At 26.2% G+C, this 12,068-nt stretch carries 13 protein-coding genes; 1 reads left to right on the top strand and 12 read right to left on the bottom strand.

Features of this window, described 5'->3' with window-relative positions; all coding sequences use genetic code 11:
* Positions 1–226 precede the first annotated feature (226 nt).
* The 7 genes from XO11_RS08145 to XO11_RS10665 all read right to left on the bottom strand — a co-directional run bounded on the left by XO11_RS08145 (position 227) and on the right by XO11_RS10665 (position 5,362).
* Positions 227–949, bottom strand: a complete 723-nt coding sequence (locus XO11_RS08145; protein ID WP_175418476.1) for an ABC transporter ATP-binding protein — start codon at positions 947–949, stop codon at positions 227–229.
* Positions 950–960: 11 nt separating this feature from the next.
* The gene (locus XO11_RS08140; RefSeq protein ID WP_175418475.1) at positions 961–1,773 is read right to left on the bottom strand and encodes an ABC transporter permease; all 813 of its coding nucleotides are present in this window, start codon (positions 1,771–1,773) and stop codon (positions 961–963) included.
* A 43-nt stretch (positions 1,774–1,816) separates the two neighbouring features.
* Entirely contained in the window at positions 1,817–2,557 is a 741-nt protein-coding gene (locus tag XO11_RS10420) for a hypothetical protein (protein WP_217671692.1), read from the bottom strand.
* Positions 2,554–3,183 carry an ATP-binding cassette domain-containing protein gene (locus XO11_RS08130; protein WP_175418474.1) on the bottom strand — a complete coding sequence of 210 codons (630 nt, stop codon included), beginning with the start codon at positions 3,181–3,183 and terminating at the stop codon, positions 2,554–2,556. Before XO11_RS08130 ends, XO11_RS10420 begins: the two co-directional genes overlap by 4 nt.
* A 155-nt stretch (positions 3,184–3,338) precedes the next feature.
* Complete coding sequence (locus XO11_RS08125) at positions 3,339–4,670, bottom strand: radical SAM protein (RefSeq protein ID WP_175418473.1); 1,332 nt, start codon at positions 4,668–4,670, stop codon at positions 3,339–3,341.
* Positions 4,671–4,702: 32 nt separating this feature from the next.
* Positions 4,703–4,846 (bottom strand): hypothetical protein, encoded by a 144-nt coding sequence (locus XO11_RS08120; protein ID WP_175418472.1) that lies wholly within the window; start codon positions 4,844–4,846, stop codon positions 4,703–4,705.
* Positions 4,847–5,230: 384 nt separating this feature from the next.
* Positions 5,231–5,362 (bottom strand): hypothetical protein, encoded by a 132-nt coding sequence (locus XO11_RS10665; protein WP_014295644.1) that lies wholly within the window; start codon positions 5,360–5,362, stop codon positions 5,231–5,233.
* 272 nt (positions 5,363–5,634) lie between these two features.
* On the opposite strand from XO11_RS10665, the gene XO11_RS10540 reads away from it, so the two are divergent.
* Positions 5,635–7,227 carry a hypothetical protein gene (locus XO11_RS10540; RefSeq protein WP_254873320.1) on the top strand — a complete coding sequence of 531 codons (1,593 nt, stop codon included), beginning with the start codon at positions 5,635–5,637 and terminating at the stop codon, positions 7,225–7,227.
* Between the two features lie 47 nt (positions 7,228–7,274).
* Here the strand turns inward: XO11_RS10540 and XO11_RS08110 are convergent, their stop codons facing one another.
* Genes XO11_RS08110 through XO11_RS08090 form a run of 5 tightly spaced genes read right to left on the bottom strand, consistent with a single transcriptional unit; the run spans position 7,275 to position 12,068 of the window.
* Positions 7,275–8,882 carry a hypothetical protein gene (locus tag XO11_RS08110; protein ID WP_075780693.1) on the bottom strand — a complete coding sequence of 536 codons (1,608 nt, stop codon included), beginning with the start codon at positions 8,880–8,882 and terminating at the stop codon, positions 7,275–7,277.
* A 12-nt stretch (positions 8,883–8,894) separates the two neighbouring features.
* Positions 8,895–9,647, bottom strand: a complete 753-nt coding sequence (locus XO11_RS10660; RefSeq protein ID WP_014297115.1) for an ABC transporter ATP-binding protein — start codon at positions 9,645–9,647, stop codon at positions 8,895–8,897.
* Between the two features lie 21 nt (positions 9,648–9,668).
* Positions 9,669–10,415, bottom strand: a complete 747-nt coding sequence (locus XO11_RS08100; protein WP_014297114.1) for a LytTR family DNA-binding domain-containing protein — start codon at positions 10,413–10,415, stop codon at positions 9,669–9,671.
* A complete protein-coding gene (locus XO11_RS08095; RefSeq protein ID WP_014297113.1) occupies positions 10,412–11,434 on the bottom strand; it encodes a sensor histidine kinase in 1,023 nt (340 codons plus the stop codon). Before XO11_RS08095 ends, XO11_RS08100 begins: the two co-directional genes overlap by 4 nt.
* A complete protein-coding gene (locus tag XO11_RS08090; protein ID WP_014297112.1) occupies positions 11,424–12,068 on the bottom strand; it encodes a hypothetical protein in 645 nt (214 codons plus the stop codon). The genes XO11_RS08095 and XO11_RS08090 overlap by 11 nt, the downstream gene beginning before the upstream one ends.

Genomic DNA, 12,068 nt, shown 5'->3' with positions numbered 1-12,068 from the left:
CCAACTATAATTAATTTACACAGTATTTTGGATAGTCCCGAATTTAATTTTATAAAAACAGAGCCATTTCTTTGATAAACTCATTAAGAGGTTTTTAAAATAACCTTTCCAGAAATCTGGAAGGGTTATTTTAATTCAATTTCGACGGACTTTCAAAGTTCGTTTTTATAAACCACACATTCTACTCTTCAATTATACCATATCAAAGCAAAATGAGGCTTTCGCCTCATTTGATTAATTCCAGCAATTTTTCTTCATTTTTTCTCGTTGTTTTTTCCAGGATTTCTCCTGTCTTTTTATCTGCTGTTATTTTCCCTTTTTTTAATACCACTATCCTGTCTGTTTTTTCTATTTCACTTACATCATGACTGGCTAAGATTATTGTTTTTCCTTTTTGACTTAATTCTTCCATTATTTCATATATCTTTATTTTCGTTTCTATATCCACTCCATTTGTCGGTTCATCAAGTAAATATATTTCCGCTTCTTTTATTAATGCCCTTGCTAGATTTAATCTCCTTTTCATCCCCGTTGATGCTTCCATATACTTTATTTTCCTGGTTTCGTATAGCCCCATTTCTTTTAATCCCTTTTCTACTTTCTTTTTTAATTCTTTTCCTGTTAGGTTGTTTAACATTCCAAAGAAGTTTAGATTTTCTTCCAGGCTCAATCTATAGTAGAATGACCTTTCGTTTGATGTCGCTATTGATATTAATTTTTTTATTTGTTTTGATTCTTTTTTTATGTCATATCCTTTTATTGTTATTTTTCCTTTATCCGGTATTATGAACATTCCTATTGTTTTTATTAATGTTGTTTTTCCTGCTCCATTTGGTCCAAATATTGTTATTTTTTCTCCTCGGTTTATTGTGAGATTTATATTTTCCAGTGCTTTTATTCCATTTTTGTATATTTTTGTCAGGTTTTTGATTTCTATTATTTTTTCCATTGTTTCACTTCCTAATACTGCGATATTGTTCCATATTTCCTGGCTTTGTTAAATGATTCTCTGAACCAGTATATCCCTATTGGTAATATTATTGCTGTCATTATTATCAGGATTATTATATCCTCTTTTATTTCGTATAGACTGTATCCTTTTATTAATGTTTTTCTCAATCCATCCATTGCATATGTTGTTGGCAGTATATACGATACTCCCCTTATCCATTTTGGCAATATTTCCACCGGATAGTATATCCCTGAAAACATTCCTGTTAAGAATGAATATACCCAACTTACTGGATCTCCTTTTTTGGTTAGCATTATGAACCCTGCACTTAATAACCCTATTCCACTTAAACTTATCATTGTTATTATCAATAATATTATTGATGCTATTATATTCATTTTTATTTCTACATCAAATGTGTATATTAAGAATATAAATACTATTCCTGTGTTTATTATTGTAAATACCAATCTTGAGAAGATTGTGTATATAAATACTTCCCATAATGGTGTTTCTGACAGGAGCAGGTATTCTATTGTTCCCATTACCTGCTCCTGTCTTATTACACTTTTGAATGTTGTTAAGGAGAGAGTAGTGTAACTCATGAATACGCTTCCTGATATGAAATATGCTAGTATGTTTCCTCCATACTGCTCTATCATTGGAAAGTAATTTCCCTGGGCTATAAATCTTCCCATGAATCCAAATTGCAATAATCCTAAGAATCCACTCAGTATTCCCAATACTGCCTGTGTTTTGTAGCTTTTCCATATTAATATGTCTCTTATTAGAAAATATATGAATTTTTTTATTGTTTTCATGGTTTCACCTAGTATTTTAAATTTTTTAAAATATTACTTTTACCTAATTTCCTTGATTGGTTATAACAATCTTATCTATACGTCTCATTGATAAATATGTAAACAACCCAATCCATATTATCCCATAAATAAAAGCTTCTTTCGATTCTGTTAACCAGATCATATCTACTATGATTTTTAATATTTCATTTTCCTGAAATAATATCATTAAAATATTTGTTATTTTCATTATAACAAATATTATTCCAACTGATATAATACTTCCTAACATTAATTTTCCAGGTAAAAATGTGGTCATTAATATTGCAAATGATATGAATACTAATGTTTTTAGAACATTTATAATTATTGGAAAAATTATTTTTATTATTCCAGTATTTTCATTAAGTTCCATTGTTCCTAATGTAAAGGAACCCGTTATTATTCCTGCACTAACTGTTATTAAAATAAACGCTATAAAAAATTGTATAGTTATAAAAAGATAAAAATTGTATAGCCTATTTAGTATCCATTTTCTTCTGCTTTTACCACACAACAAATGTGTTAAAAATGTTCCTTCTACATATTCTATGTTAAAAGCTAAATCGGCTAACATCAACATTAATATTGGAATCAATAATTCCTGAGTATTAGATATGAAATGCATACTTATCGCTAGCCCACCAGCCACCTGACCTTTAATTATTTTTCCACTTGCTTTTAAAATAAAGACTGTTAATATACCTACAATAACATATATTGATTGAATAATTATCCAGTGTTTATATTTGAATAAAATTTTCATAAAATCACCTCTTTTTCTATTACCATATCCACGAGGTTTTTATAAATTTCAGGATTTGTTCCAGCGATTATACATGTCTTTCCTTTTTCTTTATAACTTTTAAGGATTTCTAACAATGTATTGATTCTTTTTTGATCAAGGGCAAGCTCTGGTTCATCCCATATCAATAGTTCTGGTTCATTTATTAATGAAAAGGTTAGTTTTGCTATTTTCCTCATTCCATGCGAGGATTTTTTGTATTTCCTATTAAAATCTATTTCCCAGAGTTTTTCATATTTTTCTATTTCTTTTTTTGCATATTCATATGTAAGACCTTTTTCTTTTGCAAAATATATTATATTTTCTTTTAAACTCAACTCTTTATATAATCCCATACCATCAACTACCATTCCCACGCTTTTTAAAACTTCTGGTTCCTTATATGGTTCTTTTCCTAAAATTTTTATTTTTCCATTTTTAGGTTTAATTATTCCTCCAAGTAATTTCAGAATTGTGCTTTTTCCGGAACCATTTGAACCTTTTATATAAACAAATTCTCCTTTGGTTATCATCATGGAAAATTTTTCAACAATTTTTGGTCCATCATTAAAATGAAACTGAATATCCTCCATAACAACTACATCCATACTTTCACCTCATATATATTTTTATAAATAGTGTTTTAAATTTTTTAAAAGTCTTTTTTTTGGCAAATCACCTTTACCCACAGATTAATTATATAGAGTAGGTAAAGGTGAAAAACATAAATAGTAATAAAATTATATAAATAACTTTGGACTTATTATTTTGTATTTACTTTAACTTCAAACTTTCTATTATTTAAAACATTATTTTTAATCCATAATGAAAGCTCGTTTTTTAATGTCCATTTATATTCACTACATCTTTTTCCAAGAGTATCACCATCTTCTGGAAATAGTATTCTATACGGACATCCACCATTACATAATGGCAAAATACTACACTCACTACATTCTTTTATATCCAATGGATCAAATGCCATCCATTTAATATATCTTGAATAATTTGTTATGCCTTCACTTACTGTTCCAATACTTTTTTCTTTTTGTCCAACTTCATTCCAGCATTTATATATATTTCCATCTGGATCTATAACAAATGAGTTTTTCCTTACAGCACCACAACTTCCAAAAGTTAAAACTGGATAGTTAGATAAATAAGAATATTCATCTTTTTCTTTTATTTTTAAATATTTCAAAGCAAATTCTTCTATATGAAAACAAGTTTTAGCAAAATTATTGTGATGAATATTGTCCAATGAAACAGGCGCTATGTATGGATGAATATTTAAATTTAACTTTTTTAATTCTTCTAACAAATCAGGAACTTTTTCTTCATTAGTTTTATCCATATTAATTCTAACTAATATTCTTTTAAAATATTGAGAGATGTTTTTTAAATTATTTATAATAATATCATAAGATTCCCCATTTTTATGTGGACGACGAATATCATGAATTTCTTTAGGTCCGTCTAAAGTAATCTGAATTGTTTCTACATTACAGTTTTTAGATAATATTTTTGCATATTCCTCATTTAAAAGATATCCATTCGTTATTATTGAAGATTTAAATTCTATTTTTTTATTATCTAATAGTTTTTTTATTTTCTTTGATAAATATTCTATTATCTCGATATTAAGAAGAGGTTCTCCTCCATACCAATTAATATGCAAAAATCGAATATTAGGTGTGATTCTTTTGTCGATAAAATCAAAAACTTTATCAGCCGTTGATTTATTCATATATGATTCTTGCTTATATTCTTGCTGATAACAATAAAAACATTTAAAATTACAATCTAATGTAGGAGCAATTGTTAAAGATAGGTTGTTTTGTAAAAATTTTGCTTCCCAATTTTTTAGTTTAACATAATTCTTTTCATCAAAATCTTCAGAAACTATATACAAAGCCTTTTTTAATTCATAAAAAACTTCAGGATATAATTTCTCTAAACTCTTGAAATCTTTTTTTATTAATATTTCATATGATTCATTTTTTAATTCGCATAACCCATTATTTAATGCATTATATGCATATATTTTATTTTGTATAACAAAAAAAGTTAAATATCTTCCAATTCTCATACTCATATGTCTCACCCTTTAAGATATACAAAGATTATTTAATGTACATATATTACGCATATATGCTTTGAACAATCTTGAGTTGTGCAATTTTGAACAAAACACCAATTTCCACACCAATCAATTCCGCATCCTTCAACTATATTTTCATCATTATTAATGGGTTCTATAATCCATAACATAAATAACACCTCCTAAATTCCTTGATCTACAGCTTTACAAAGATTAGAACCGCAAACGGGTGGTGAAAAATGACATGAATAAATCCAGCTACAACTATGCGAAGGATTATTACATGGACAATTTGTATAACAAAAAACTAATAAACAAAAACAACCTAATTCATCACCTTCATCTACGGGTTTCATTATCCATTCCATTATTACACCCCCACTAAGATCAAAATTACTATTTTAAATATTAAAAATGCTTTTATGGTATAATTTCATAGTAAATAAATACTAATAATTTTTCTCTGACACCAGGATAAAAACAGCCGACTGAAAAATTTAAATTTTTGATATAATATCTACGTAGATATAAAATAGAAAATAGATTTTAGTTGATTACTCAGAAAATTCAATTTGGATTTGAGGATTGATTGAATTTGTTGAAGAGTAATCTTCTTCATCTCCTGCAAATACAATACCCGTTAATAATGAAACTATAATTAATGTTATTACCAGAAATTTTTTCATTTATGCCACCTCCGATATGAATTTTACTATTTCTAACATGATTTTCAAGTGTTACCACAAAGTTAACAGGTTGCTGTTTATCAGGATTTATTTTAAATATTAGATTTAATTATTATTACCATATAATTTGTAACATTACTTGTGAAGTATAAAATATCTTTAAATAGTTTATTTTATCTTGTTTTTATTTTTATTTCACATTTTGATAATTAACAATATTTCTAAAGTTAAGAAAAGGTAAATATTGTAACAGTTTATAAAGGTGATTAATTATGAATATTAATAAATTGTTTCTCAAAAACATTGTAGAGATAATTGAATATGGAAAATTTTCTATACCTATTATTAATTATTTTGAAAATAATAATAAAGATATTTCTTTAAAATATTATTTTCACTTATTAAAATCAAAATGGAAAAAAGATTATTATTCTGCTATTGAATATGCAAATAAAGTTATTTCAACAACAACAACAATATTGAGGGAACTTGCAAGATATGAACTCGTATTAATTTATTCAAGAATGAAGAATTTTGATAAATCAAAAGAAATTTTTGTTTTGTTAAAAAACAATATAAGCAATATTTCTCCCTATGTAAGAAAAATAATTATACCTGGATTAAAAGCTTTAGCTGAAAAGTTAAATCAAGATTTTGAAGTTCTGAAATGTTATGGTGATTTATATGAGGAAAGTTATGTTCAAAAAGCAATAATTGAATATTCAAAAGCCAGGAAGTTATTAAATGAAAATAAATATAATAAAGCTTATAACTATTTTATTAATGGTTTTTTATATGCCAAAAAATTTAATCATCCTTCAATGATATGTGCAGGTTTAAATTCTGCTACCTGGTGGATAAGAAAGAATAATAAGAAAAAAGCATTATATACTGCAAATTTGTTGGAGTATTATACTGGTTATTATTTTGAGGATTTTAATTATATGTATAATTGGTTCGATACTATTATGAATATAAAAATATTGAATAATGATATAAGAATATATGAAATTGAAAATATTTATAGATATTCAAAGAAAAGTTCGAATGTAAAAGCATCTCTTGAAAATAATCAATACCCTGACTTTAAAATTGAGAAATATACATTAAATAAAAATTTGAGTTATTTTATATATAAAAAGAGCAAAAAAAGATTGAAAACTAAAGATATAAATTCAAAAAATCTAAAGGATTTCATTCATAAATATAAATTATCATATAAGAAAACATATCCAATTGAAATAAAAAATGAGTTGTATAAGATGCATATAAATAAAACCTTTAAGGAAAATACAATTAAATTTAGAAAACAAAAAGAAGTAAATATTCCTGTATTATTTTTTTCAACATATACAGCATTAATAGAAAAACCATTTTTTACAAAGAGTCATATTTTAAAATTGATTTTTGAAGGAGATAAAGATAAAATCATTAAATACCTCTCAAGAGATTATGAGAAAATGTATTTTTTTAACTTAATACTTTCTGAGTTTAATGTTAAAGAAGCTGAGAAAAGGTTAATGAATCCTGTGGATTTTGAGGAAATAAAATCTGATGTATCTCCATTTTTTATAGCGAGAAAAAAACTCATCACTGAGCTTTTTAAGAAGTCGAAGAATTTTAAAGACTTTGTTCTTCATTATTTTGAGCTCAGTGATGAGGAAATGAAAATCTTTGATGTGTTTTTAAGAAATTGTGTTCGATACGATATTAAATGGCCCATTACTCCTTATCCAAAAGGTAAGGTTCGTGATTTTGCTCTTAAATATGGTTTAGGCTATAAGCGTGTTGCTCTTGGTTATTACTCTTTTGAAGATGATGAAAGAGCTTTGATTGATGAGATTATTGAGAGGTTTTTAAAATAACCCTTCCAGAATTTCTGGAAGGGTTATTTTTAACTTCTCAAATTTTTTTATTCCCATGAAATAAGTAACTTGTGAATTTTCTTTGTTTCCTTTACAATTAGATATATTGTAAGGCAGAGTAGAAATATTGGTATCCCGGCGCCTATAAAATGATATAAAAATGGCGAATCAAAAAGCCAGTCTATAAATTTATCTTTCATTGAAGGGTTTTTTAATGATGCAATATAAAGATTTCCAAGAACAAAAATTCCCATTGTTAATCCCAGTGTTATACCTTCAAGCATAAAGACTTCTTTCCCATTTAATATATTTTTTTGAGACAAATCTCTTTTTGGGTTAGATAAATAAAGTTTTATACCAAGTATTGACGAATATATTAGAATTAAGGTTATTGGAAATACGCTATAAAATATTATAGTAGATGATTTTTCCATTGTTATTATAATAATCGCCAGAGCTATATATTCCAGAACAAAAATTATTACCGGTATAGCAACTTTCGAAAAAACTAATTCCTGAGATTTTAAAGGATATAATTTGGGATTTGGCCAAATTTTTCCTTCATAAGATAACGCATAAATAGCAATCATTGCTGCGTACATTCCAGATAGCATTATAAATATTGTTCCTATCATTTCAAGAGAATCAGATGTAAAAATCATTATTAGTGGCAAAAAGATAGGATATAAAATTAAAAAGAATGTCTGTGAATCTCTAAATAACAATTTGAAATCCTTTTTGAACATTGGAAATTTTGAATGTTTGAAATTTATTTCTACACTTTTCTTTTTCTTTTTTGATTTATTTGAAGAACTAAATTCTATTTTATCTGAAATTTTATAGATAAAGTAGCCCAATATAAATGTAGCCCCATATAATATAGCCATTGATATTAAATCTCCATTCATAGCTTTTAAGAACCATGTATGAGGCCAGAAATCATTTAAAATAATATTCAGTATCTTTTTAATAACATCCACAAAGTAATTCATATCCCTTCCAACACCTATTGATGGCATCATATTAACGCCACCTACATATAAGAAGATATTTATAAAATACATTATCATTGTCCATCTTTTAGCTGAGGTTTTTGTAAGATATCTTGATAGTATGGAACCAAACAAATTTGCAATAAAAAGCAACAATAATATATACCCAATACCAGATAAAATTGTAAAAAAGATATTTGTTTCTCTTAATATGGCATATATAACAAATACAGGTATCATCATACCTATTGGAATTCCAGCCATTATAAAACTATCTACAGCACTGGCTACATATATCTCAAATCTTCTTACCGGCATTACCAGTAATAGCTGAGTAATTTCACTTTCAAAGAGATTCGCAACTATTGCAGGAGCGTAATTTAAAACAAACATAAATCCCATTGTAAGAAACCAGCCACCAAATATAAGGTCTAATAAATTCCATGTAGTTTCTATTCCAAGTTCAGATAGAGGAAAATTTAAACTTTTAAACATCATATAAAATATTGGAGCAAGCATTCCACCAAATAATATTGGCGGGAATAAATATGCAAGTAATGCGCTCCATGGTCCTCTTCTTTTAATAATACCTTTTTTATTTTTTCTGGGTCTTACTTTATTTTGATATGAATATTTTAATATTAACCATATTTTGCTTTTCATTTTTTCACCCCATTATAGCTCTTTTATTATGTCATCCAATTCCCCAGCACCAGTTAATTCGAGGAATAAATCTTCAAGTGATTGTTTTTCATCTGTTTCAGATAAATGCTTTAATTCTTCCAATGTACCTTCGGCTATAAGTTTTCCTTTTGAGATAATCCCTATTCTATCACACATTTTCTCTGCTATTTCTAAAATATGTGTTGTCATAAATATGGTTGCACCTTCTTTAGCATACTTTTCTATTAACATTTTTAAAAGTTTTGCCGATTTTGCGTCAAGTCCAACTGTAGGCTCATCAAGGAATATTACTTTCGGTTTTCTCATTAATACAGAAGCCACCATTAATTTTTGTTTCATACCATGTGAATAATCTCCTATAAATGAATCGAGATAATTTATTTCAAATATTTCACATATTTCGTCAAATCTTTTTTTTGCTTCTGTTTTATCCACTTCATATATATTCATTATGAATTCTATAAATTCTGTTCCTCTAAGATTTTCGTACATTCTTGGTTCATCTGGAACTACTCCTATATTTGCTTTTATTTCAATTTCTTTTTCTTTCATGTTCATGTTCAATATTTCAACTTCACCACTTGTAGGTCTTAAAGTACCTGTTAGCATTCTTATAGTTGTTGTTTTTCCTGCTCCATTTGGTCCAAGAAATCCATAAATTTCTCCTGGTTTAATATTAAGACTTACATTATCAACTGCTGTAAAATCTCCAAATTTTTTTACTAAGTTTTTTGCTCTTATCACTAATTACACCCCCAGAATTTATTAAAATCCAAATTTTTCTTTTAATTCATGCAAATAGCTTCTTCCTATCTTTAACTCTGTGTTTTTTAAATCATTTAATTCAACGATATATTCTCTTATAAATAATCGTTTGAATTTTTTTATATAATTTATTGAAACTATATAGCTTTTATGTATTCTTATAAATACTTCTGGATCTATTTCACTTTCTAGTTGCTTTAATGTTCTGTTGTAATAATATTCCTTATTTTTGGTGCATAAAAAGACGTATTTTTCTTCCGCTTTAAAATATACTATATCCTTTTCCGGTATTACCAGTATTTCATCATTATCTTTTACTGTAAAAATCTTCTGGTAGTTCGCTTTTTTATTTATGAATTCATCGATTTCAACAATTTTTTCTTTTTTAATTCTTGGTTTTCGTTCATATATTCTTTCAATTGAGCTTTTTAATCTTTTTAAATCAAATGGTTTTAATAAATAATCTATAGCATTTTCTTCAAATGCTTTTATAGCATATTCCTGATATGCCGTTATAAATATCACAAATGGTTCATAGGAAATGGATTTTAAAACTTCAAATCCATTTTTTCCAGGAAGATTTATATCTAAAAATACAAGTTCTGGTCTTTCTTTTTCGATAAGTTCAACGCCTTCATCTCCATCAAATGCTTTACCGCATATCTGTATATCTTCAAAATTTCCCAACATCTTTTCAAGCCTATTTGAAGCATGAATTTCATCTTCAATTATAACACATTTTATCATTGTTCATTCCCCTTTATATTTTTTATTAAAATAATCACTTTTACGCCAGAAGGTTTATTTTTTAATATTTTTACTTCAGCATTATTTTTATATATAAGATTTAATCGCTCTATTACGCTGTTTATTCCAAAACCATACTGAATATTTTTATGTGTTCCTGAACCATTATCCCAAATTTCAAGAAAAAGCGTATTTTTTTCTAAGTATGTTTTTATTGTTATGATTCCTCCTTCTTTTTTTGGAGATATTCCATGAATAACCGCGTTTTCAACAAAAGGTTCCAGAATAAATGGAGGAATTTTTAATTTTAATGTTTCTTTTGAAATTTCAAAATTACATTTTAATCGACTTCCAAATCTAATTTTTTCAATTTCAAGATATTCTTTTATCAAAGATATTTCTTCCTCTACTGTACAAAAATCCTTATCTGATGAATATAATACCTTTCTATATATATCTGAAAGGTTTATCACCACCTGTTCAACCTTTTCTGGTGATGTGTACGCAAGATCAATTATGGTATTTAACGTGTTAAATAAAAAATGCGGATTTAGCTTTGAACGCAATGCTTTTAATTCAGCTTTTAACTTTTCCTGTTTTAACTTTTCATTTTCCTCTATCTTATTTTTAAGCTTATAATATATTATTATCAAAAGTAAAGTTAATATCAATACAATTATGCTATATATTAAAAGAACATACTTCTCCGTAGAAAAAAAAGTATATGATAGCAATCTTGAAATGAGGTCTTCAGCAATAAATACCCCTGAAAAAAAGCTAAATACAAAAATAAGAATTTTTATTATACGTCTTAAAAATTTTATTTCTATTTTTACTGTATGAAACAACATTTCTGTTGAGATATAGTATATTACACCTATAGTTGTAACAAATAATTCCGTAATAATCAGACTAATTTGTATATTAAAATATGGCGTATAAAGATATATAAAATATGTAATTGATAAGGCTATTAATTGTGTTATCAACAAAACCTTCAATAATCGTCTATTTTTCATCATACACCCTTTTATAATATATAGAATTTTTATACTCTTTTAATTCGTTAAAATATTTTTGAGATTTTATAGGAGAAACTTTTTTATATAATATTCCCAATTTATATAGTACTTCTCCAAAGTCATACCTTTTTAAAAATTCTTTCTTTTCCTGAACTCTTAAATATATGTATTCAAAATCTTTTAATGAAATTTCATGTGCAAAATTATATTCGGATATATCATATGCTGTTTTTGCACGAATATATCTATATGTTAAATTATCAAAATCCTCTTCTATTACATGTTTCATTTCAAGCATCCCGGTATATATATAATAATATTTTAAAGGTAAGAACCATTCATATTTTGCTTTTTTTACCAATAAGCTTCCCCTGATTTCTTTTAAAATAGCGTATGAACAGGTATCTATTATTTCACTGTTTAACTCAAGCAATTTATCTATTAGTGATATATTTAAATCATTAAAATTCTTTATGTAAAAATCTTCCAGATCCTTTATGTATTCTTTTTTAAAAGGATTACTTTTAAGATTATTTTCTATTTTTTCAAACTCTTTTTCAATTGGAGTTGAAAAGGTAATAATATTTATCAGATATATAATTAAAAATATATAAATATTTTTATTTTTCAC

Source organism: Marinitoga sp. 1138 (assembly GCF_013363265.1).
Classification (GTDB): domain Bacteria; phylum Thermotogota; class Thermotogae; order Petrotogales; family Petrotogaceae; genus Marinitoga; species Marinitoga piezophila.
Note: the sequence above shows the minus strand (reverse complement) of the source record. Positions and strands in the feature narration are given on the sequence as shown.